This is a genomic window from Streptomyces liliiviolaceus (genome assembly GCF_018070025.1).
Taxonomy (GTDB): domain Bacteria; phylum Actinomycetota; class Actinomycetes; order Streptomycetales; family Streptomycetaceae; genus Streptomyces; species Streptomyces liliiviolaceus.
Map to the genome: position 1 here is coordinate 7,401,618 of NZ_JAGPYQ010000001.1, position 21,636 is coordinate 7,423,253.

At 72.1% G+C, this 21,636-nt stretch carries 19 protein-coding genes; 15 read left to right on the forward strand and 4 right to left on the reverse strand.

What is annotated here, in order from left to right:
- The first annotated feature begins 208 nt into the window (after positions 1 to 208).
- The 10 genes from J8N05_RS31645 (at position 209) to J8N05_RS31690 (ending at position 11,779) form a co-directional block, all read left to right on the forward strand.
- Positions 209 to 1,570, forward strand: a complete 1,362-nt coding sequence (locus tag J8N05_RS31645) for a PhoX family protein (RefSeq protein ID WP_210888880.1) — start codon at positions 209 to 211, stop codon at positions 1,568 to 1,570.
- 125 nt (positions 1,571 to 1,695) lie between these two features.
- On the forward strand, positions 1,696 to 2,658 hold the full coding sequence (locus J8N05_RS31650) for a PPK2 family polyphosphate kinase (protein WP_210888881.1): 963 nt from the start codon (positions 1,696 to 1,698) through the stop codon (positions 2,656 to 2,658).
- Between the two features lie 103 nt (positions 2,659 to 2,761).
- Positions 2,762 to 3,625, forward strand: coding sequence for a polysaccharide deacetylase family protein (locus J8N05_RS31655; RefSeq protein WP_247706584.1), 864 nt, complete (start codon positions 2,762 to 2,764; stop codon positions 3,623 to 3,625).
- Positions 3,626 to 3,742: 117 nt separating this feature from the next.
- The gene (locus J8N05_RS31660) at positions 3,743 to 4,603 is read left to right on the forward strand and encodes an aldo/keto reductase (protein WP_210888882.1); all 861 of its coding nucleotides are present in this window, start codon (positions 3,743 to 3,745) and stop codon (positions 4,601 to 4,603) included.
- A 157-nt stretch (positions 4,604 to 4,760) separates the two neighbouring features.
- Positions 4,761 to 5,483 (forward strand): peptidyl-tRNA hydrolase, encoded by a 723-nt coding sequence (locus tag J8N05_RS31665; protein ID WP_210888883.1) that lies wholly within the window; start codon positions 4,761 to 4,763, stop codon positions 5,481 to 5,483.
- A 212-nt stretch (positions 5,484 to 5,695) separates the two neighbouring features.
- Positions 5,696 to 6,487, forward strand: coding sequence for a DUF4142 domain-containing protein (locus J8N05_RS31670; protein ID WP_210888885.1), 792 nt, complete (start codon positions 5,696 to 5,698; stop codon positions 6,485 to 6,487).
- 169 nt (positions 6,488 to 6,656) lie between these two features.
- Positions 6,657 to 7,982 (forward strand): DUF692 domain-containing protein, encoded by a 1,326-nt coding sequence (locus tag J8N05_RS31675; RefSeq protein WP_210888887.1) that lies wholly within the window; start codon positions 6,657 to 6,659, stop codon positions 7,980 to 7,982.
- A gap of 385 nt (positions 7,983 to 8,367) precedes the next feature.
- On the forward strand, positions 8,368 to 9,156 hold the full coding sequence (locus J8N05_RS31680; protein WP_210888889.1) for a DUF4142 domain-containing protein: 789 nt from the start codon (positions 8,368 to 8,370) through the stop codon (positions 9,154 to 9,156).
- Between the two features lie 104 nt (positions 9,157 to 9,260).
- Positions 9,261 to 10,034 (forward strand): TIGR04222 domain-containing membrane protein, encoded by a 774-nt coding sequence (locus tag J8N05_RS31685; protein WP_210888891.1) that lies wholly within the window; start codon positions 9,261 to 9,263, stop codon positions 10,032 to 10,034.
- Between the two features lie 155 nt (positions 10,035 to 10,189).
- On the forward strand, positions 10,190 to 11,779 hold the full coding sequence (locus J8N05_RS31690; protein WP_210888892.1) for an alpha/beta hydrolase: 1,590 nt from the start codon (positions 10,190 to 10,192) through the stop codon (positions 11,777 to 11,779).
- A gap of 195 nt (positions 11,780 to 11,974) precedes the next feature.
- On the opposite strand, the gene hemQ is transcribed toward J8N05_RS31690, so the two are convergent.
- Both hemQ and hemG read right to left on the reverse strand, forming a co-directional pair.
- Positions 11,975 to 12,706 (reverse strand): hydrogen peroxide-dependent heme synthase, encoded by a 732-nt coding sequence (hemQ, locus tag J8N05_RS31695; RefSeq protein WP_210888894.1) that lies wholly within the window; start codon positions 12,704 to 12,706, stop codon positions 11,975 to 11,977.
- A gap of 4 nt (positions 12,707 to 12,710) precedes the next feature.
- On the reverse strand, positions 12,711 to 14,204 hold the full coding sequence (hemG, locus tag J8N05_RS31700) for a protoporphyrinogen oxidase (RefSeq protein ID WP_210888896.1): 1,494 nt from the start codon (positions 14,202 to 14,204) through the stop codon (positions 12,711 to 12,713).
- Positions 14,205 to 14,427: 223 nt separating this feature from the next.
- On the opposite strand from hemG, the gene J8N05_RS31705 reads away from it, so the two are divergent.
- Positions 14,428 to 15,441: a DUF4349 domain-containing protein gene (locus J8N05_RS31705; protein WP_210888898.1), complete on the forward strand. Its 1,014-nt coding sequence runs from the start codon at positions 14,428 to 14,430 to the stop codon at positions 15,439 to 15,441.
- 27 nt (positions 15,442 to 15,468) lie between these two features.
- Positions 15,469 to 16,869 carry an FAD-dependent oxidoreductase gene (locus J8N05_RS31710; RefSeq protein WP_210888899.1) on the forward strand — a complete coding sequence of 467 codons (1,401 nt, stop codon included), beginning with the start codon at positions 15,469 to 15,471 and terminating at the stop codon, positions 16,867 to 16,869.
- A 177-nt stretch (positions 16,870 to 17,046) separates the two neighbouring features.
- On the opposite strand, the gene J8N05_RS31715 is transcribed toward J8N05_RS31710, so the two are convergent.
- Entirely contained in the window at positions 17,047 to 17,418 is a 372-nt protein-coding gene (locus J8N05_RS31715; RefSeq protein WP_210888901.1) for a hypothetical protein, read from the reverse strand.
- A gap of 103 nt (positions 17,419 to 17,521) precedes the next feature.
- On the opposite strand from J8N05_RS31715, the gene J8N05_RS31720 reads away from it, so the two are divergent.
- Positions 17,522 to 18,349 carry a rhomboid family intramembrane serine protease gene (locus J8N05_RS31720; RefSeq protein WP_210888903.1) on the forward strand — a complete coding sequence of 276 codons (828 nt, stop codon included), beginning with the start codon at positions 17,522 to 17,524 and terminating at the stop codon, positions 18,347 to 18,349.
- 89 nt (positions 18,350 to 18,438) lie between these two features.
- Here the strand turns inward: J8N05_RS31720 and hemE are convergent, their stop codons facing one another.
- A complete protein-coding gene (gene hemE / locus J8N05_RS31725) occupies positions 18,439 to 19,506 on the reverse strand; it encodes a uroporphyrinogen decarboxylase (RefSeq protein ID WP_210888904.1) in 1,068 nt (355 codons plus the stop codon).
- 234 nt (positions 19,507 to 19,740) lie between these two features.
- On the opposite strand from hemE, the gene J8N05_RS31730 reads away from it, so the two are divergent.
- Both J8N05_RS31730 and J8N05_RS31735 read left to right on the forward strand, forming a co-directional pair.
- Positions 19,741 to 20,367 (forward strand): DUF3000 domain-containing protein, encoded by a 627-nt coding sequence (locus J8N05_RS31730; RefSeq protein WP_210890524.1) that lies wholly within the window; start codon positions 19,741 to 19,743, stop codon positions 20,365 to 20,367.
- A gap of 539 nt (positions 20,368 to 20,906) precedes the next feature.
- Positions 20,907 to 21,569, forward strand: a complete 663-nt coding sequence (locus J8N05_RS31735) for a response regulator transcription factor (RefSeq protein ID WP_055514175.1) — start codon at positions 20,907 to 20,909, stop codon at positions 21,567 to 21,569.
- The last annotated feature ends 67 nt before the right edge of the window (positions 21,570 to 21,636 follow it).

Genomic DNA, 21,636 nt, shown 5'->3' on the forward strand with positions numbered 1-21,636 from the left:
GGCACTGGCACTGGCGCCTGAACCGGAACCGTCGCCCCGGGGCCCGGTGCGGGACTCCTCACGAGTCCCGCACCGGGCCCTTCGGGCTGTCCGGGCCGTCCGAGGGCCCGTGGGAACGCCACGCTACGCGCGTGGTTCACGTGATCGGGACCACGTGATACACACGACCGGGTCACGTACTCCTGTCCGCCAACAGGAAGGTTGCCCCATGTCCGCAACACGACGCGAAGTGCTGGCCCGCTCCGGAGCCCTGGGAGTCGGCATCGCCTTCACCGGTGCCGTATCGGAACTCTTCACGGGTACGGCCGCCGCACTGGGCCACTCCGGATACGGCCCCCTGCTCCCCGACCCGGACGGCCTGCTGGACCTGCCGAAAGGTTTCCGTTACCGGGTGCTGTCCCGCGAGGGCGACGAACTGCGCTCCGGCGAGGGCCAGGTGCCGAGCAACCACGACGGCATGTCCGCCTTCGCCGGCAGACACGGCCGGGTCCACCTGGTCCGCAACCACGAGAACCGCGTCACCGGCAAGATCGGCGTCCCCACGGTCGACGGCCTCACCTACGACCCGATGGGCAAGGGCGGCTGTACGGCCCTGACCCTCGACCAGCGCGGCGAGGTGATCGGCGAACGGGTCGCGATCGCCGGTACGGCCGTCAACTGCGCGGGCGGGCCCACTCCTTGGGGCACCTGGCTGACCTGCGAGGAGACCGAGGACAAGGCCGGCACGAACGGCTACACCAAGGATCACGGTTTCATCTTCGAGGTCGACCCGGTGGACCCCCACCGCACCGGGGCCGTACCGCTGACCGCGATGGGCCGCTTCCAGCACGAGGCGATCGCCGTCGACCCCAAGCGCGGCATCGTCTACGAGACGGAGGACGCCTTCCTCAAGCCCTTCGGCCTCTTCTACCGCTTCCTGCCCAACAAGCCCGAGGGCGGCCTCGGTTCGCTCCGCGCGGGCGGCCGGCTCCAGGCGATGCGCGTACCGGGCGTCCCGGACCTCTCCTCGATCCAGGAGACGGGGGCGAGCTTCGACCGCATCGAGTGGGTCGACGTGCCGGACCCGCTGGCGAGCGAAACCCCCATCCGCGACCAGGACTTCGGCCCCAAGGGCATCACCCACGCGCAGAAGCTGGAGGGCTGCTACTGGGGCGGCTCGTCCGTCTACTTCGTGTCCTCCTTCGCGCACAGCAGCGAGGGCTCGGCGGCCGACCACTACGGCCAGATCTGGCGGTACGACCCCGGTGCGCGCCGGCTCACCCTGGTGATCGTCTTCGGTCCCGACACCGACGTACAGCTGCCCGGCGAGTCCCCCGACAACATCTGCCTCGCTCCCAGCGGCGGCCTGATGGTCTGCGAGGACGGCGGGGGCGCGCAGCACGTGTACGGCGTGACCCGGCGCGGCGAGGTGTACCCGATGGCCCGCGGGCGGCAGAACATCGGCACGCCGGACGCCCCGGAATGGGGCGAGTTCGCGGGCGTCACCTTCTCGCCCGACGGCCGGACGATGTACGTGAACTGCTACACGCCGGGGACGACGTTCGCGGTGACGGGGCCCTGGAGCAGGTAGTGGACCGCGCCCCGGAGGGCACCCGGCGGCCATGACGGCCGCCGGTCGGGGGGCGGGTGCGCCGCGGGTAGCGGCCCCCGCCCCCGCGGCGCAGGATCGAGGGAACCGCCCCGAAGGGATGCGCGATGGCCAAGAAGGACAGCAAGGGCACGAAAGGCACGAAGGGCGGCGGGTCCGCGGGGGCCGGGCGGGGCGCGAAGGACGGGAGGTCCGGGAAGCGGCGGGCCGAGGAGAGCGCCGTCCCCATGGGCGACGCGCTGCGCCTCCCGGTCGGCGAACGGATCTCCCTGTCCTCGTACGACGCCTCGGCGACCCCCGGCGGGGCGACGGCGCCGAGGTCCAAGACCGACGGTCTCGCCGCCATCACCCGGATGGCCGAACCCCTCGCCGGACTGCAGGAACGCCTCTGGGCGGCGAGCACCGCGGGTGACCACCGCCGGATCCTCCTGGTCCTCCAGGGCATGGACACCAGCGGCAAGGGCGGCACGGTCAAACACGTCATCGGGCTCTTCAACCCCGTCGGCTGCCGTGTGCGCGGCTTCAAGGCGCCGACCCCGGAGGAGCTGGAGCACGACTTCCTCTGGCGGATCAGGAGGCAGCTCCCCCACCACGGCGAGCTGGGCATCTTCGACCGCTCCTACTACGAGGACGTCCTCGTCGGCCGCGTCCGGGAGCTGGCCCCGCGCACCGAGATCGAGTCCCGGTACGACCGGATCAACGACTTCGAGCGGGCCCTCGCCGACGACGGCACGACCGTCGTGAAGTGCTTCCTGCACATCTCGTTCGAGGAGCAGCGCCTGCGGCTGCTGCGCCGGCTCGCCGACCCGGACAAGCACTGGAAGTTCAACCCGTCGGACATCGACGACCGGGCGCTGTGGCCCGCCTACCAGGAGGCGTACGAGATCGCCCTCGAACGCTGCTCCTCGGACGCCGCCCCCTGGTATCTGATCCCCGCCGACCGCAAGTGGTACCGGAACTGGGCGATCAGCCGGCTGCTGCTGGAGCGGCTGACGGCGCTGGACCCGCAGTATCCGCAGCCGGACTTCGATGTGGAGGCATGCCGGAAGCGGCTGCAGGAGGAGGGGTGACCTGAGCCGGGCCGAGCAGGGCAGGGCTGGGCAGGGCTCGGCTGAGCGACACCGGGTGACGATATAACCTGTTTTTCCTATTCATCCGGTTAATGTCGCCCGCGTGAACACCTTCCTGTTCCTGAAGAAAGCCACCGCCGCCTGCGCACTGGCCACGGGCGCGGTCGCCCTCACGGCGTGCGGCGCTCCCGACGCCCCCCGCGCCGCCACGCTCCCCGCACCCTCGGCCAGTACGCCCTCCCGGCCGCCCACGCTCGCCCCGGGCCCGGGCGGACTGACCCCGGTCTTCCTGAAGGCGGCCAAGGCGCGCGACAGGCACGGCAAGCACGACAAGACGGTCGCCCTGACCTTCGACGCCGACATGACGGCCGACCAGGGGCCGCGGGCCGCGGCCGGGGAACGCTTCGACAACCCGCGGCTGATCGGGACACTGCGGCGGCTGAAGGTGTCGGCGACCGTGTTCATGACGGGGCGCTGGGCCGAGGAGTACCCCCGGCAGGCGCGGGCCATCGGGCGCGATCCGCTCTTCGAGGTCGCGAACCACTCCTACAGCCATCACGCCTTCACCGAGGACTGCTACGGGCTGCCGACCGTTCCCGCGTCGGGGATGCGGGCGGACGTGGAGCGGGCGTTCGCCGCGTTCCGCACGGCGGGGATCGAGCATGCGATGCCGTACTTCCGCTTCCCGGGCGGCTGTTACGACAAGGCGGCGCTCAAGGCGCTGAGCGGCACCGGTGTGACGGCCGTGCAGTGGGACGTGGTGAGCGGGGACGCGTTCGCGACGGACGCGGGGGCGGTGGCACGGCAGGTGCTGGACGGCGTACGGCCCGGTTCCGTGGTCGTCATGCACTGCACGCGCAGTGCGGCTCCGGCGACGGAGGAGGCCCTGCGCACGATCGTTCCCGAGCTGCGGGAGCGCGGCTACCGGTTCGTGAAGGTGTCGGAGCTGATCCGGCCCGGCGCCTGAGGCCGGAAGGCGATTCATCGCCCGCGCCTCTCAAAGCGATCGCATTCTCTTGTTGGACGGCAAAAACCTCACGGTGGACGCTTGGACGTACCGAACGAATCCCCAGGAGGAGCCTCCATGCAGACACGCACCATCGGTGACGTCCGGGTCGGAGCGATCGGTCTGGGCGGGATGCCGATGTCCATCGAGGGGCGCCCGGACGAAGCGCGCTCGGTCGCGGCCGTGCACGCGGCGCTGGACGAGGGCGTGACGCTCTTCGACACCGCGGACGCGTACCACCGGGACGCCCACGAGGTCGGGCACAACGAGTCGCTGATCGCCCGCGCGGTGGCCTCGTACGGCGGCGACACCTCGGACGTGCTGATCGCGACGAAGGGCGGTCATCTGCGGCCGGGCGACGGCTCGTGGACGCTGAACGGCTCGCCGGAGTACCTGAAGAAAGCGTGCGACGCCTCGCTCGAACGGCTCGGTGTCGAGGCCATCGGGCTCTACCAGTTCCACCGGCCGGACCCGAAGGTCCCCTACGAGGAGTCGGTCGGCGCGATCCGCGATCTGCTGGACGCGGGGAAGATCCGGTTCGCGGGTGTCTCCAACGCGGACCCGGACCGGATCCGGCTGGCGAACGAGATCCTCGGCGGGCGGCTGGTGAGCGTGCAGAACCAGTTCTCGCCGGCCTTCCGCTCCAGCGAGCCGGAGCTGGAGCTGTGCGCGGAACTCGGCATCGCGTTCCTGCCGTGGAGTCCGCTGGGCGGTATCTCGAAGGCGGGTGAACTGGGTTCGCGTTACGCCGTGTTCGCGGAGGTGGCGGGGGCGCACGGGGTGAGTCCGCAGCAGGTGTGTCTGGCGTGGATCCTCGCGAAGGCCCCGGTGACGATTCCGATCCCGGGGTCCTCGCGCCCGGAGACGATCCGCGACTCCGTCGCCGCGGCGGCCCTGTCCCTGTCCCCGGAGGAACTGTCCCGCCTGGACGCGGCGTAAAAGACTGCGCCGTTCCCCGCGCCCCTTTTTAGGGGCGCGGGGAACGGCGCAGTCTTTTGCCTTTAAGGGGCGCGGGGAACTGCGCGACCAGCCACGACGTACCCGCACGTCACCACCCCCCGGCACCCCCCACCCCCCGGCTGGCAAACTGGTGCACGTGAGCAGCGACGGAACACCGCACAACCCCTTCCAGCACGAACGCACCGCCCGCGACGACGCACCGCAGTTCGTACTGCCGCTGGTCGCCCGTATCGAGCGCAACGAACCCCCCGCCCGCACGGACGCCCTGGAGACCGCCGCCCGCGCCGTCCTGGTGCTCCTCAGCGACGAGCGTTCGCTGGGCGAGGGCGAGTGGGCGCGGGCCGTCCACGACTGGCAGGACGCCCGCATCCGCAAGGTCGTCCGCCGGGCCCGCGGCGCGGAGTGGCGCCGCGCGGAGGCCCTGCCCGGCATCACCGTCACCGGCAAGTCCGCCGAGGTCCGTGTCTTCCCACCGGTCCCGCTCGACGGCTGGCCCAAGGACCTGGCCCGTCTCCAGGTCTCCGGTACGGACCTCGACGACCCGGAACCGCCCGCGGACACCGACGCGGCCACGCCCGTGCTGTGGCTGAGCCCGGACCTGGACATGTCGGCGGGCAAGGCGATGGCGCAGGCGGGCCACGGCGCCCAGCTGGCCTGGTGGGAGCTGTCCGACGAGGACCGCACGGCCTGGCGCGAGGCCGGCTTCCCCCTCGCCGTCCGCACGGCCGACGCCGAACGATGGGAACACCTCGTCACCAGCGGCCTGCCCCTGGTCCGCGACGCCGGCTTCACGGAGATCGCCCCGGGTTCGTGCACGGTGGTCGCCGACCACCCGGCACTGCACCTCGACCGGCGGTAGGCGACTGCCGGGCGGTACGGCTGCGGCACAGGCGCAGGCGCGGCGCAGGCGCGGCGCGGCGCAGGCGCGGCGCGGGACTGTGGCTCAGCCGTGCGAGCTCTGTGACACAGCCGACACGAACCATTGAACATGCCCGCCGTCCCGTACGTATCTTCTGGCGCTGGCCAAGTACAGATTCCCAACGACCAGTTGGTAAAAATCCGGAGGCACCTGTGCGGCGTATCAACGGTACGGCCCTCGTCATCGTGGCACTCGTCGGAACGCTCGGCGCCCTCGCGTTCCCCGTGTGGTCGTACGCCGACCGCGCCGGGACGGGACCGGCGAACCTCGCCGCCGGGACCGTACAGACGAAGTGGGGGCCGCTGACCGCCACCGACCGTGACCTCATCGTCCGGGTGCGGCTGGCGGGTCTGTGGGAGCTGCCCGCCGGGCAGCAGGCCCTCGAACGCAGTCCCAGTCCCGCGATGAAGGAGGCCGCCGACCACCTGATCGTCGGCCACACCGACCTCGACAAGCGGGTACGGGGGGTCGCGCGGGACCTCGGCGTCGAGCTGCCGAACCAGCCGAACGAGCAGCAGCAGGGCTGGCTGCAGCAGATGACCAACGCGAGCGACGCGGACTACCCCAAGGTGTGGGCGAACCTGCTGCGCTCCGCCCACGGCAAGATCTTCCCGGCGATCGGCGCGGTACGGAACCAGACGCGCAACACGCTGGTGCGGCAGCTCGCCTCGGACGCCAACCAGACCGTGCTCGACCACATCACGATCCTGGAGAAGACCGGCAACGTCGACTTCGAGGCGATCGCCAACGACTCGGTGGTCGGAGCCACGGCCAGCCCGTCCGGTCCGGCGGCACCGGTCCCCGGAGTGGTGCCCAGTTCGGCGCCGCCCGCCGAGGCGACGGGTGACATCAACACCACGTCACGGCCCTCTCCTGGGGCCCCGGGCACGGTCAACACCAACCGCCCCGACCCCGAGGACCCGGACGCCACTCCCTCGTCGTAATGACGTCGTAGTGACGGCCGGAACCTCAAATGTTGCTCTGAACGTCCCCGCCGATGGGTTCGGCCCCGCCTGACGGGGCCATCACCCCGTCACGCCGGAACACAGGTCCGTCGAAGGAGACGCGCAAGGTCCTGGTGAAGTCGTGGTGGAGGAGCGGAGGAGGGGGACGATGAGGAACCTGGGTACGGGAATCGGGTGGCGGCCGGAGATCGCCGAGGCCGTGGAGCGCATGCCCGGCATCGACTGGGTCGAGGCCGTCGCCGAGAACATCTGCCCCGGGCATCTCCCCGAATCGCTGGTGCGGTTGCGGGAGCGCGGTGTGACCGTGGTCCCGCACGGGGTGTCGCTCGGGCTCGGCGGCGCCGACCGCCCCGCCGAGGGGAAACTCGCCGACCTGGCCGCCCGCGCCGAGGCGCTCGGCTCCCCGCTGGTCACCGAGCACATCGCGTTCGTCCGGGCCGGCGGGGCGCTGACCGCCTCGCCGCTGCTGGAGGCCGGACACCTGCTGCCCGTCCCCCGCACCCGGGACGCGCTCGACGTCCTGTGCGAGAACATCCGGATCGCCCAGGACGCGCTGCCCGTGCCGCTCGCGGTGGAGAACATCGCGGCGCTGATCTGCTGGCCTGGCGAGGAGATGACCGAGGGCCAGTTCCTGTACGACCTGGTCGACCGCACCGGTGTACGCCTGCTCATCGACGTGGCCAACCTCCACACCAACCACGTCAACCGCGGCGAGGACCCGGCCAAGGCTCTGGACGAACTGCCCGTCGAGGCCATCGCGTACGTCCATGTCGCCGGCGGTTTCGAACGGGACGGCGTCTGGCACGACAGCCACGCGCACGCCGTGCCCCCGGCGGTCCTCGACGTGCTCGCCGACCTGGCCTCCCGCGTCCGCCCGCCGGGCGTGCTCCTCGAACGCGACGAGAACTTCCCCGAGCCCGCCGAGCTGGAAGGCGAACTGCTCGCGATCCGCGAGACGGTCGAGAAGTCCGCCGCGCCCCCGAAGGCGGCCGATGGCGACCCGACGGCCGTCGTGGCGCCCGAGGCCGCCGAGGCCGCCGAGGCCCAGGCGGTCACCGGCCCCGCCCGGCAGCGGCTCGCCCTCGCGCAGGCCGCCCTGCTGTCCGCGCTCGTTGCCGGGACGCCCGTGCCCGAGGGGTTCGACCGGACTCGGCTGGCCGTGCAGGCGCGCGCGCTGGCGGGCAAGCGGGCCGACGTCGTGGCCAAGGTCGCCCCTGAGCTGCCGGAGATCCTGGCCGGGACGTACCGCAAGGCGTTCCTGGCGTACGCGCACGGCCACCCGATGACCGACGGCTACCGGCGGGACGCGCTGGACTTCGCCGAGCACCTGCTCTTCGAGGGACGTCTGCCGGACACGGCCGTGCGGCGCGCGCTGAGCGACTGGTGGCTGGAGCGTTCGGGCCCGGCGCCGCTGTCGCAGCGCCCGGCGGCCCGGCTGGTACGCGCCACGCGCCGGGTGCTGCTGAGGCGTTGAGAACCGGTCGACGGGAGGCGTAGAGCGCCCTCGTCCCCCGTGACGTCGCTCACCCGGGCGACAGCCGTACCCTCCGTGTACAGGAACGCGCGCCCCGTGCCTGCTCAGCGCCGCCCCGCGACGACCGGGCCGCGCGGGCTCGCACCCAGCCGGCACACAGCGAATCCCGTACGGGCCCGGCGCGGGCCGAGCCCGGACGGCTGCCCGCAGCAGCCCGCCGCACCGCCCCCGCCTGCGAAAACACCAGCCCCACTGGTCCGATCGGCCCGTGCGGACCGCCTACTTCATTCGTCCAAACCCGAACCACAGTTGGCGTACACCACGAAGTAATATGCCAACCCCTATCAGAAGCGCACTAACGTGCGGTGCCGCAACAGGAGGCACCATGCGATCCATCAACGGCCGCGGACTGTTCACCGGCACCGGGCTCATCATCGCGGGTCTGACGACGACCCTCGTGGCACTGGCCTTCCCGATCTGGTCGTACGCGGACCGGTCGGGCACGGGCGTGGACACCCTGAACGCCGGGAGCGTGTCGACGAGTTTCGGCCCGCTGTCGGCGCAGGACCGGGAGTTCGTCACCAAGGTCCGGCTCGCGGGCCTGTGGGAGCTGCCCGCCGGACAGCAGGCCGAGGACCGCGGCACCACCAAGGCCGTACGGACGGCGGGCGAGCACCTCGTCGAGGGCCATACGTTCCTGGACGCGCGCGTCCGCGGCGTGGCCGCGCGGCTCGGCCTCGAACTGCCCAACCAGCCCAGCGAACAGCAGCGCGCCTGGCTCGCCACGCTGAGCGCGGCGCGGGGCCGGGAGTACGACCGGCAGTTCGCGAACATCCTCCGCGCCGCGCACGGCAAGGTGTTCGGCCTGGTCGCCCAGATCCGCGCGAACACCCGTAACTCGCTCGTCCGGGACCTCGCCGACGACGCGAACACCACGGTCCTGGACCACATCACGGTCCTGGAGGCGACCGGGCTGGTCGACTTCGACGCGCTGGCCCGTGACGCGGCCTCCGCGAGCGCGCCCCCGCTCACCCACTCCCCCGCGCCTCCCGGCCCGAAGGCCTCCCCGAGTGCCCCCGTCCCCGCCACCCCCGCCCCGACCTACTCCCTGCCCCCGGCCGCGACCGCCCGGCCGTCGGACGACGGGGCCGACGGCGGCGACAACAAGTCCTAGCAACCGAAGTACCGCCGACGCGAAACGTCACACCATGGCGATGCTTCGTCCAAATTGTGAACAAGCCGTGGCGCCGCCGGTCCTCCGTCGCATAGAAATCCGGCATGTTCTGGGTCCTCCTCCTTCTCCTCGCCTGGGCCGCCGCGGGCACGGCCTGTACGCGCCTGTGCCTGGCCTCGGTCCGCGCCGCCGCCGCGGACGACACGCACACGCACGCCGGACGCGGCCTGACGCTCTACGAGGCCGCGTTCCTGTCGGGCGGCCCCGCCCGGGTCGCCGATCTGACGCTCGTGTCGATGGCCCGCCAGCGCCGTCTGCTGCTCGCCCACACCGGCTGGGCGACCGTCGTGGACCCGCGTGGCCGGGACGAGATGGAGCGCTCCGTCCTCGGCGCGATAGGCCCCGACGGACAGTCCCGGATCGCACCGGTCCGCACGAGCGCCGCCGCCGCGGAGGCCGTACGCGTGCTCGCCGACCGGCTGGTCGCGGCCGGCCTCGCCGTACCGGACGGAGCGCGCACCACCGTCGCGGGCACCGTGCAACAGGTGCGGTCGGCCGCGGCGGCCGTGCTGGTGCTGGCCGCCGTCGCGCTGCTGATGCCCGCTCAAGGGCAGCACGAGCGGGCGCTGGTGGCCGTCTGGTTCACGCTGCCCCTCATCCTCACCATGAGCTGTCTGGCCATCGCGCGGATCGAGGTGCACCCCTACACCCGCTGGGCGTCCCCGGCGGGACAGCACCTGCTCAGTTCGCTGACGCACCGGGCGGACCCCGACAGCGACGACCGTACGTACCTGACCACCGTGGCCGTGCGCGGCATCCGCGCGGTCGGCGAACCGAACCTGCGGGCGGCTTTCGGACACCGCGAGCCGCATCTCTAGGGCAGGTCTCCCGGGGGGCGCCACCGGCGCACGCCGGGTGCGCATCGGGGTCATTGGGCCGACATCCGCGGGCCGGTTCTTTACTTCGCCGGGACCCGAACCAAATATCCCTTTTATTACTGTCGTGCACTGAGACGTGTATTGAAGGGAACCTGATGCGCGCTGCCGTCCTCCTGGGAACGGCCGGATCCCTGCTGCTGACCGCCGTCGTCGCCACCGCGCCCGCGGGAAGCGCCCAGGCCTACTCGTCCGGCTGGGCCGAGCGGCGCGGCACGGCGGTCGCCGCCGAACGCGCCGCCGTCGACGGCATCCGCTTCGGGACGTGTGCCGAGGACGAGGACGGCCCGGCCACCCTGCGGTGCGGCACGGTGAAGGTCCCGCTCGACTACGCGCACCCCGACGGCGAGCAGATCGAGCTGACCGTCAGCCGGGTGCGGGCGACCGGCAAGGACCCCGAGAACGCCGAGCGGTCCGTCCCCCGGCAGGGCGCGCTCGTCTACAACCCGGGCGGCCCCGGCGCGTCCGGCATGTACTTCCCGCTGATCGGCATGATCCCGGAGTGGAAGCGCATCGCGTCGGCGTACGACCTCGTCGGGTACGCCCCGCGCGGGGTGGCCCGCTCGGCCCCGATCTCCTGCCAGGACCCGAAGCTGCTCCTGAAGGGGCCCACGCAGTCGCCGACGAACCCCTCGGAGGCGTACAAGAAGGAGCGCGTCGCGCGGGCGAAGGCGTACGCGCGGGGCTGCGTCGAGCGGTCGGGCCGTGCGATCAGGCACTTCACCTCGGTCAACAACGCCCGCGACCTGGACGTCCTGCGCGCGGCCCTGGGCGAGCGGAAGCTGACCTTCATGGGGGCGTCCTACGGCACGTACTTCGGGGCCCTGTACGCGGAGCTGTTCCCCTCGCACGTGCGCCGGATGGTCCTCGACTCGGCCGTGAACCCCGACCCGGCGAAGGTCTGGTACCGCAACAACCTCGACCAGTCGGCCGCCTTCGAACGCCGCTGGGCCGACTTCCGCGCCTGGACGGCCCGGCACGACAAGGTGTACGGGCTCGGGCGCACGGCGGAGGAGGTGCGGCGCAGTTACGAGCGGGCACGGGCGCGGCTCGCGGCGGAGCCGGCGGGCGGTGTGGTCGGCCCCGGACAGTTGCAGGGGGCGTTCCTGCAGGCCGGGTACTACGACGACTACTGGCCGCATCGCGCGCAGGCTCTCTCCGCGTATCTGAAGGGCGACCCGAAGCCGTTGATCCGGCAGGCGGGGCCGCATCCGGACTCGGTGAAGGAGCAGGAGAACGGCAAGGCCGTCTACACGGCGATCGAGTGCAACGACGCGCCCTGGCCGCGGTCCTTCCACACCTGGGACCGCGACAACACACGTCTCGCGCGCACGGCGCCCTTCGAGACGTGGTCCAACGCCTGGATGAACCTGCCGTGCGCGTACTGGCCGCTGCCGCGGCAACGGCCGCTCGACGTCCGCACGCTCCCCGGTGAACTGGCGCCCACGCTCGTCCTCGCGGCGGAACGGGACGCGGCGACGCCGTACGCCGGGGCGGTGGAGATGCACCGGAGGCTGTCGGGGTCCGCCCTGGTCACGGAGCTGGGGGCCGGCTCGCACGGGATCGCGGGCGGGTCCAACGCGTGCGTGAACGCCCACGTGGACGCGTATCTCTTGGAGGGCCGGGTCCCGGGGCCGCGGGCGGCCTGCGGCCCGCACAAGGAGCCGGCCCTCAAGGCGCCCCGCTAGGGGCGGCCTTTGGGGGCGCGGGGAACTGCGCGGCCCGCCCCCACCGGGCCGCAGGCGACACACAACCCCCTGCGGGGGTCCGCCCCGAAGGGGGCGTCGGGCGAATCCCCGCGTCTGCGGACCGGCCGTGGCTGATCGCGCAGTTCCCCGCGCCCCTAGGGGCGCCCCCTAGCGGGGGCTGCCCCTAGGGGGCTGTCAGGCCAGGGCCGTGACCAGTTCTGTCACGGACTTTCGGCGGCCCGTGTAGAACGGGACCTCCTCGCGGACGTGCAGGCGCGCCTCCGACGCCCGAAGGTGCCGCATCAGGTCCACGATGCGATACAGCTCGTCCGCCTCGAAGGCGAGAATCCACTCGTAGTCGCCCAGCGAGAAGGAGGCGACCGTGTTGGCCCGCACGTCCGGGTAGCCGCGCGCCATCTTGCCGTGGTCGGCGAGCATCCGCCGCCGGTCCTCGTCGGGCAGCAGGTACCAGTCGTAGGAGCGCACGAACGGATACACGCTGATGTAGTCGCGCGGCGTCTCGTCGGCGAGGAACGCGGGCACGTGCGAGCGGTTGAACTCCGCCGGCCGGTGCAGCGCCATGTTCGACCAGACCGGCTCCAGCGCGCGCCCCAGCTTCGTACGGCGGAAGAGGTTGTACGCCTCCTGCAGCTGGTCGGCGGTCTCGGCGTGCCACCAGACCATCAGGTCGGCGTCGGCGCGCAGCCCGGAGACGTCGTACGTGCCGCGGACCGTGACGTCCTTGGCGGCGAGCTGGTCGAACAGCTCCTGCACCTCGTCCGCGTAGCCGGTGCGGTCCTCGGGGAGCACGTCACGCAGTTTGAACACGGACCAGAGGGTGTAGCGGATGACCTCGTTGAGGTCCTTGGCCTTCTTGCCGGCGTTCGGGGTCCTGGCCGGGCCGGTGATGGGGGCGTCGTCACTCATGGGGCTATTCTCCCGCTCCGCCGTGCAGGCTCTGCACCGGGTGGGCGGTCAGGGCGTCCGTCAGCCGGTCGTCGCCCCGCAGCCGGTCCACGGCGGCGTTCGCGCTCGCGACGCAGGCCGGGATGCCCACGCCGTCGTACGCCGCTCCGCACACCGCGAGCCCCGGCACCTTCGCGACGTGTTCGCGGATGCGGGCCACGCGCGCGTGGTGCCCGACCGGGTACTGGGGCAGTCCGTCGTCCCAGCGGGTCACCCGGGTCTCCAGGGGCTGCGCGGTGAGGCCGGTGGCCTCGCGCAGGTCGTGCCGGGACACGTCGACGAGGTCGGCGTCGTCGCGGCCGAGGATCTCCGTCTCGCCGTACCGGCCGACGGAGGTGCGCAGGACCACCGTGTCCGGGTTCTCCTCGGCGATCCAGCCCCATTTCTGGGACGCGAACGTCGACGCCTTGATGGTCCGCCCGTCGACGGGCGGCACCAGGAAGCCGCTGCCTTCGGGGAGGGCCGCCTCGTCGCGGCGGTAGGCGAGGGTGATCAGCGCCATGGACGCGTACTCGACGACCGCGAGCTCGGCAGCGGCGGCGGGGGCCTCGGTGCCGAGCAGTGCGGCGGCGGCGCCTGCGGGGACCGCCACGACGACGGCGTCGGCCACCAGGGTCCGGTCGCCCGTGACGACCCGCCAGCCCTCCTGCCGTTCGGCGCCGGCCGCGTCGCCGGTGACCCGGCGCAGCTCCGTGACCGGGGCGCCCGTGACGATCTCGCCGCCCCGGGTCCGTACCGACTCGGCGACGGCGAGCGGGAGTTGGCCGATGCCGCCCTCGATGCCCATGAAGACCGGGCCCGCCGGCTGGTCCGGCCGCAGACCGCGCGCGGCCTTCGCCTGGATCTCGCGGACCCCCTCCGTGAGCGAGGCGTGCGTCCGGGCGGCCTCGAAGAGCTGCGGGACGGCCGAACGCATCGAGATGCGGTACGCGTCGCCCGCGTAGACCCCGCCGAGCAGCGGCTCGACGAGACGGTCGACGACCTCGCGGCCGAGGCGCTCGGCGACGAAGGCTCCTACCGCCACGTCGTCGCCGACCTCCGTGCGCGGCAGCTCGCGGTCGCGCTCGATGCGGCGCAGGCCTTCGTCGGAGAGCACCCCGGTGAGGGCCGCGGCGTCCGCGGGGACGCCCATGACGTGTCCCTTGGGCATGGGCCGCAGGGCGCCGCGCGTCCAGATCGAGGCGCCCACCGCGTTCGGCGGGCGGAGCCGGTCGGCGAGGCCGACCTCGTGGGCCAGCGCGACCGCCTCGGGCCGCCGCGCGAGCATCGACTCGGCGCCCAGGTCGACCCGGGCTCCCGCGATCGAACCCGGCAGCAGCTTGCCGCCGAGCCGGTCGGAGGCCTCCAGGACGGTCACGCGCGCACCGGCGTTCAGCAGCCGGTGCGCGGCGGCCAGACCGGCGATGCCACCCCCGATGACGACGACGTGACCCGGGCCCGTACGTGTGTCTGCGTGCATGCGTCCACTGTCCCAGACCCGGTACGCCGTCCCCCGGACCCCCGGACCCCCAGACCCCCGGCGCCCCGGCGCACGACCGGGGTGGCCACGACCGGGGTGTCCGTGACGAGGCCGGACCGTGACCTCTTCGGGACCGGATCCGGCCAACGTCCCGCGGGGTTCGGGCGTCGAAGGAACGTCAGTCGTCACGACGCTCATCACGACACCTCGGGGGTACACCGACATGCGGACACACGGCAGTGGCACGAGCGGCGGCAAGGGCGGCGGCACGCCCCGGTACCGCTCCGTACGCCCGGTACAGCTCCTCTCCGCGCTGTTGCTCTCCGGCGCCCTCGCCCTCACGGGGTGCACGGCTTCGGACGACGGCGGGTCCGACAGCTCGGCCATGAACAAGGCCGCCGACTCGGACGCCCGGGACGCGGGAGCGGCGGCCGAGGGCGGTGCGGCCGACAGCAGCGCGGGCGACAGCGGCGCGGGCGGCGCCAAGGGGAAGGAGGCCGCCGCGACCCCGGGGCCGACCACCCACATCATCCACACCGCCTCGCTGACCGTGCAGGTCAAGGACGTACCGAAGTCGCTCGCCGAGGCCCGCACGGTGGTCGAGAACGCGGGCGGCATGGTCGGCGACGAGACCACGGACCGGGACTCCGAGGGCCGCGAGCGTTCCCGGGTCGTCCTGCGTATCCCGGCGGAGAAGTACGAGGAGGTCCGCACCGAACTGGAGGGCTCGGGCAAGCTCCTCGATCTCAAGGCGAAGGCGGAGGACGTCACCGAGCAGGTCGTCGACGTGGAGAGCCGTATCACGTCGCAGCGGGCGAGCGTGGCGCGGATCCGCGAGCTGATGGACCGGGCCTCCAAGCTGAGCGATGTGGTCACCCTGGAGGGCGAGTTGAGCACGCGCCAGGCCGACCTGGAGGCGTTGCTGGCCCGGCAGGCCTCGCTGAAGGACCGTACGAGCCTGGCCACGATCACGTTGTCGCTGTCCGAGACACCGGTGAAGAAGGCCTCCGAGGACGACGAACCCGGCTTCGCCGACGCGCTCGGGGGCGGCTGGGACGCGTTCGTCACCATGTTCCGCTGGATCGCGCTGGCGCTGGGCGCGGTACTGCCGTTCCTGGTGGGCGCGGCGCTGCTGCTGTTCCTGTGGGCGCGTTTCCTGCGCGGCCGGACACCGCGTGGCGCGGCGGCGACCGCGGCGGCGACCGCGACGACGCACGGCGAGCCTGAGCGGGACTGAAATGCCGGACCGCCGTAGCGTGTTCGTATGACTATGAGTCGCGAGAACCGTACGAAAGAGCGTCTGGTGGTCGTCGGAGGGGACGCGGCGGGCATGTCCGCCGCGTCCCAGGCACGCAGGCTGAAGGGCCCCGACGCATTGGAGATCATCGCTTTCGAGCGGGGACACTTCAGTTCCTACTCCGCGTGCGGCATCCCGTACTGGGTGGGCGGCGAGGTCGACGAACGGGACAAGCTGATCGCCCGCTCGCCCGAGGAGCACCGGGAGCGCGGGATCGACCTGCGGATGCGTACGGAGGTCACGGAACTCGACGTCGACGGCGGCCGGGTGCGCTCCCGCGACCTGGACTCCGGGGCCGAGACGTGGACGTCGTACGACAAGCTCGTGATCGCGACGGGCGCCCGTCCGGTGCGCCCGCCGCTGCCCGGCATCGACGCCCCCGGGGTGCACGGGGTGCAGACCCTCGACGACGGACAGGCGCTCATCGACACGCTGAGCCGTACGGAGGGCCGCCGCGCGGTCGTGATCGGCGCGGGCTACATCGGTGTGGAGATGGCCGAGGCGCTGATCAACCGCGGGTACGAGGTGACGGTCGTCAACCGCGGCAAGGAGCCGATGGCCACGCTCGACCCGGACATGGGCCGCCTGGTGCACGAGGCCATGGAGGGCATGGGCATCACCATGGTGAACGACGCCGAGGTCACCAAGATCCTCACCGGTGACGACGGGCGGGTGCGCGCGGTCGCGACGGAGGACGGCGAGTACGCGGCGGACGTGGTGGTCCTCGGTATCGGCGTCCGGCCGGAGACCACGCTCGCCGAGGCCGCGGGGCTGCCGCTGGGCGACCACAAGGGGCTGCTGACGGACCTGGCCATGCGGGTGCGCGGCCACGAGAGCATCTGGGCGGGCGGCGACTGCGTCGAGGTGCTCGACCTGGTCTCCGGCAGCGAGCGCCACATCGCGCTGGGCACCCACGCCAACAAGCACGGCCAGGTGATCGGCTCGAACGTGGGCGGCGGCTACGCCACGTTCCCCGGTGTCGTCGGCACGGCCGTGAGCAAGGTCTGCGACCTGGAGATCGCCCGTACGGGCCTGCGCGAGAAGGACGCGCACCGGGCGGGGCTGCGTTTCGAGGCGGTCACGATCGAGTCGACGAACAGCGCGGGCTACTACCCGAAGGCCGACCTGATGACGGTGAAGATGCTCGCCGAGCTGCGCACCGGCCGCCTCCTGGGCGTCCAGATCGTCGGCCGCGAGGGTGCCGCCAAGCGCGTGGACATCGCCGCCGTCGCTCTCACGGCGGGCATGACGGTGGAACAGATGACAGCCCTGGACCTCGGCTACGCCCCACCGTTCTCCCCGGTCTGGGACCCCATCCTGGTAGCGGCCCGCAAGGCGGTGACAGCGGTACGCAGGACGACCCAGTAGGGCCGAAGACCCTGGAGGGGCGCGGGCCGTTTTCAGGGGCGCGGGGAACTGCGCGACCGGCCCCCACCGGCGGCAGGCCGACACACAACCGTTCCCCCCGCCCCCTCAGGGGCGCGGGGAACTGCGCGACAAGCCCCCACCGGCGGTCAGCCGACACGCAGCCGAACAGCGCCCCCCTCAGGCCCCCTGCGCATTCCCGTTTATCTTCTCGATGGCCTGCCGAGCCTGCTCCCCCGGCGTCCGCGGCAACGACGACACGGCGGACACCTGAGGCCCACCCACAGCGGCAGGCGCAGCCACACCCGCACCCGCCGGCATGGCCGACGCCGACGCGGACGCGGCGGGCCGCGCATGCGACCCCGCCTGCCGCCCCCGCAGCCGATGACTCGCCGCCTCGTCCAGCGTCACGGGCCGCTGCATGCTCGCGGCGAGCCGCCCCGCCTCCTGGCCGAGCGCGGCCACGTCCTCCCAGGACAGCCTGAGTACCACGGCGAGTTCCGCCTCGCCGTCCGGCGTGGCGATCAACGGCTGAGTGGCTCGGTCGTTCATGACCTGTTCCTCACGTGGTACTTGGGGCTCGGGCGGTTGCCGAAACATACGCACGCGACGCCACCCCCGTTCAGACTCCCTGAACCGGGGGCAGGATCCATCCGTGGTCATACCCGTCCATGACGTGAACCCGGCCCGCCGCACGCCTTATGTGACGTACGCGCTGATCGCCGCCAACTTCGTGGTCTTCCTGGCCACTCCGGGCGTGGCGAGTTCGCTCACCGGCCACGGCGGTGCGTCCCACCTGTCGCAGCTGTGCCATCTGCACGCGTTCCTGGAGCAGTGGGCGGCGATACCGCGGGAGCTGATCCACGGACAGCTCCCGACGACGGTCCCCACCGGTGACGTGGGGGCGGGCGCCACCGGTCGCGGCTGTGCCGTCGGCCCGCCCGGCTACGACAAGTCACCCCAACTGTCGGTCCTCACCGCGATGTTCGTGCACGGCGGCTGGGTGCACCTGCTCGGCAACATGCTCTTCCTGCTGATCTTCGGCAACAACATCGAGGACCGCCTCGGCCACATGCGCTACGCGCTCTTCTACGTGGCCTGCGGCTATGCGGCGGCCTACGGCTTCGCGCTGGTCAACGCCGACTCGACCGACCCGCTGATCGGTGCGTCGGGCGCGATCGCCGGGGTGCTGGGCGCGTATCTGGTCCTCTACCCGCGGGCCAGGGTCTGGGTCCTGGTCCCGTTCCTGATCTTCCTGCCGCTGCGGCTGCCCGCCTGGATCGTGCTGGGCTTCTGGTTCGGTCTCCAGGCGGTGTACTCGTCCGGCAGGGGCGTCTCCGAGGCCGGCACCGTCGCGTACGTGGCCCACGTGGTCGGCTTCCTGACGGGCATGCTCCTGGCCTGGCCCCTGCGCCGCGGCACCCCGCCCCCACCCCAGCCGCGAGGCCTCCTGTGGGGCAGAAGGGCCCACCACCGCTGGTGAGCGCCGTCCCCAGGGGCCCCGCTAGGGGCGCGGGGAACGGCGCGACAAGCCCCCACCGGCCCGCAGGTGAAGACGAACCCGGTCGAACCTCAGCGCTGCGAGCTCCGGTGCACGTACTCGACGAGCCCCGTCAACGCATCGGGGCTCATGGACGGCAGCACCCCGTGCCCAAGGTTGAACACATGCCCTTCAAGCCCGGCGGCAGCGTCAAGCACCTCCTGGGCCTTCTCCTCCACGACCGAGGTGGGGGCGAACAGGACAGCCGGATCCAGGTTCCCCTGGAGCGCCCGCCCGGGCCCGACCCGACGGGCGGCCTCGTCCAGCGGCACCCGCCAGTCGACGCCGACGACGTCCGCCCCGGCCTCACCCATGAGCCCCAGCAGTTCCCCCGTACCCACGCCGAAGTGGATGCGCGGAACGCCGTACGACTCGATGGCCCGGAAGACCTTCGCGGAGGCGGGCATCACCAAGCGCCGGTAGTCGGCGGGGGCGAGGGCGCCGACCCAGGAGTCGAAGAGCTGGACGGCGGAGGCGCCCGCCTCGATCTGCACCTTCAGGAACGCGGCGGTGATGTCGGCGAGCCGGTCGAGCAGGTCGGCCCAGAGCTGCGGGTCGCCGTACATGAGCGACTTGGTGTGCTCGTGGTTGCGGGACGGGCCGCCCTCCACGAGATAGCTCGCAAGAGTGAACGGCGCGCCCGCGAAACCGATGAGCGGGGTCGGGCCCAGTTCCTGGGTGAGCAGCCCCATCGCCTCGGTGACGTACCAGACGTCGTCCGGCGTCAGGTCGCGCAGCTGGTCGAGGTCGGCGCGGGTGCGGATCGGCTTCTCGACGACGGGGCCCACACCGGGCTTGATGTCCAGGTCGACACCGATGGCCTTCAGCGGTACGACGATGTCGCTGAAGTAGATCGCCGCGTCCACCTTGTGCCGGCGGACCGGCTGGAGGGTGATCTCGGCGACCAGCTCGGGCCGCATGCAGGACTCCAGCATGGGGATGCCCTCGCGCACCTTCAGGTACTCGGGCAGTGAGCGTCCGGCCTGCCGCATGAACCACACGGGCGTGTGCGGCACGGGTTCACGCCTGCACGCCTTGAGGAAGGCGGAGTCGTATGTCGCGGTCGGCTGCTGGCCCTTGGGGCGGTCAATGACGCTCACGACGAAAAGTCTCGCACGGCCCGGAGGCACCGGGAGCCGGGGTCCGACGCGAGGGCGCCTCGCATCGCACTCCGTCACGTACCACCGCGAAACGGTGCGTTCGGGGGCACTTTCCGGCAACGCGATCCGGACAGTGGTCCCGCGCACGGGTGTCTCTCCCTGCGCAAAGGCTCCGTGCCCCTTAATCTTCCCCGCATGGCTGCGGCTCAGGGACGACTGTCGGACGGCGCTGGAATGGACGACCCGAAGGAGGGGGAGCGGGATGCGATGGAGGCGGCTCCGCTGCCTTTTCGAGCCGCCGTCGATGCGTTGAGGGCCGCGCGGTTGCGGCCGCAGATCGAGATCGATCCGACGAAGGCACCGCGACGGCTCGCGCCGTTCGCGTACGCGCTGGAAGCAGCCGTCGTCGACGGTGACGAGGATCTGGCGGACGGCCGGCTGATCCTGCTGCACGATCCGGCCGGGCACGACGCCTGGCAGGGCTCGTTCCGCATGGTGACGCTGGTCCGTGCGGAGCTGGAGCCTGAGATGGCCTCCGATCCGCTGCTCCCCGATGTCTGCTGGTCGTGGCTGACGGGTGCGCTCAAGGCCCGCGGGCTGTCGTACGGCGAGCCCAGCGGGACCGTCACGCGGGCCAGCTCGCACTACTTCGGCGGTCTGTCGGAGCGGCCCTCGGCCTCCCAGATCGAGATCCGGGCGTCCTGGACTCCGCGGGAGGGTCTGGGCGGGGTTCCGGACACGGCGTCGCATCTGGCCTCCTGGTGCGACCTGCTCGCGCAGATCGCCGGGCTGCCGCCGGCCGCGCCGGGCGATGCGTCCGTGGTGACGCTGCCGCAGCGGCGGGGGCCGCAGAGCCGCTAGGCGCTTTGCCTTAGCCCCCCCCGCTTGTCCCAGCCCTCGCCGGACGGCCCGGATGCCGTCCGCGGGTGCGTCGTGGCTGGTCGCGCAGTTCCCCGCGCCCCTTGACGGGGCGCCTTTCCGAAGCCGTGTCTCCTCAGGGGGCGCGGCTTCCGTCTTGTGTCGGGAGGGTTGGCGTCAACCGTCCGTCGCCTCTCCCCCTCCCGGGGCCCCGAAAGAGGGTGGCGTGCCGCGCGAGTGTCCCGATCGCGCCCCCGCGGCCACCTCACGCACCCCCGAACCACCTGCGGCCTGCACGAAAACACGTTTGCCCTTTTATCGATACGACCACTTTCGGCCTCGTATCGAAGCGGAGCGGACTCGTTTCGATCTTCGGATGATCGATCGTGCGTCCGAATTGCACGCATTATTACTCACCAAATCGTGATCATTCTCTAAAGGCGGACGGGTTTGATGCCGAAGACCTCTGTGACCTTGAAAGCACGGTTCGTCCCGGCTTCATCCCCACAGCCGGTCCCCCTTCCCGCACCCCAGGAGGCCTGGTGTCCGTTCTCCTTGAGCAGCCCGCAAGCCTGGTCGCCTACCGCCCGAACAAGCCGACCGCGATGGTGGTCGTGGCCGACCCCCGTGTGCGGTCCACCGTCACCCGCCATCTGTGGGCGCTCGGTGTTCGCGACGTGATCGAGGCTTCGTCCGTCGCGGAGGCTCGTCCCCGCATCGGCAACCCCCGCGACATCTGTGTCGCGGACGTCCATCTCCCCGACGGCTCCGGCCTCACCCTCCTGTCCGAAACCCGTGCCGCGGGCTGGCCGAACGGCCTGGCCCTGTCCGCCGCCGACGACATCGGCGCCGTACGCAACGCCCTCGCGGGCGGCGTCAAGGGCTATGTCGTCACCGGCACCCGTACGAACGTCGGGCTTCCCACCCGGCCGGGCGTCGCCCCCATCGGCTCGGCCGCCGCCCGTATGCACCGCCGCCCCCCGGGTTCCCCGAGCCACCCGGGCGGCTACCGCGAGCTGTCCGGCCGTGAGGTCGAGGTGCTCCGACTGGTGGCGGAGGGCCAGTCGAACAAGGCCATCGGCGTCTCGATGGGCCTGTCCGCGCTGACCGTCAAGAGCCACCTCGCCCGCATCGCCCGCAAGCTCGGCACGGGTGACCGCGCCGGCATGGTAGCGGTGGCCCTGCGCACGGGAATCATCCACTGACCCCCGCCTGAACCGTCCCCTCCGCCTGAACCGGATCATCCCCTTCGCACGGACCAGGAAGCTCGAC

Coding starts and splice junctions, on each gene's coding strand:
- J8N05_RS31645 (WP_210888880.1), top strand. CDS start 209: ATGTCCGCAACACGACGCGAAGTGCTGGCCCGCTCCGGAGCCCTGGGA.
- J8N05_RS31650 (WP_210888881.1), top strand. CDS start 1,696: ATGGCCAAGAAGGACAGCAAGGGCACGAAAGGCACGAAGGGCGGCGGG.
- J8N05_RS31660 (WP_210888882.1), top strand. CDS start 3,743: ATGCAGACACGCACCATCGGTGACGTCCGGGTCGGAGCGATCGGTCTG.
- J8N05_RS31675 (WP_210888887.1), top strand. CDS start 6,657: ATGAGGAACCTGGGTACGGGAATCGGGTGGCGGCCGGAGATCGCCGAG.
- J8N05_RS31680 (WP_210888889.1), top strand. CDS start 8,368: ATGCGATCCATCAACGGCCGCGGACTGTTCACCGGCACCGGGCTCATC.
- J8N05_RS31685 (WP_210888891.1), top strand. CDS start 9,261: ATGTTCTGGGTCCTCCTCCTTCTCCTCGCCTGGGCCGCCGCGGGCACG.
- J8N05_RS31690 (WP_210888892.1), top strand. CDS start 10,190: ATGCGCGCTGCCGTCCTCCTGGGAACGGCCGGATCCCTGCTGCTGACC.
- hemQ (WP_210888894.1), bottom strand. CDS start 12,706: ATGAGTGACGACGCCCCCATCACCGGCCCGGCCAGGACCCCGAACGCC.
- hemG (WP_210888896.1), bottom strand. CDS start 14,204: ATGCACGCAGACACACGTACGGGCCCGGGTCACGTCGTCGTCATCGGG.
- J8N05_RS31705 (WP_210888898.1), top strand. CDS start 14,428: ATGCGGACACACGGCAGTGGCACGAGCGGCGGCAAGGGCGGCGGCACG.
- J8N05_RS31710 (WP_210888899.1), top strand. CDS start 15,469: ATGACTATGAGTCGCGAGAACCGTACGAAAGAGCGTCTGGTGGTCGTC.
- J8N05_RS31715 (WP_210888901.1), bottom strand. CDS start 17,418: ATGAACGACCGAGCCACTCAGCCGTTGATCGCCACGCCGGACGGCGAG.
- J8N05_RS31730 (WP_210890524.1), top strand. CDS start 19,741: ATGGACGACCCGAAGGAGGGGGAGCGGGATGCGATGGAGGCGGCTCCG.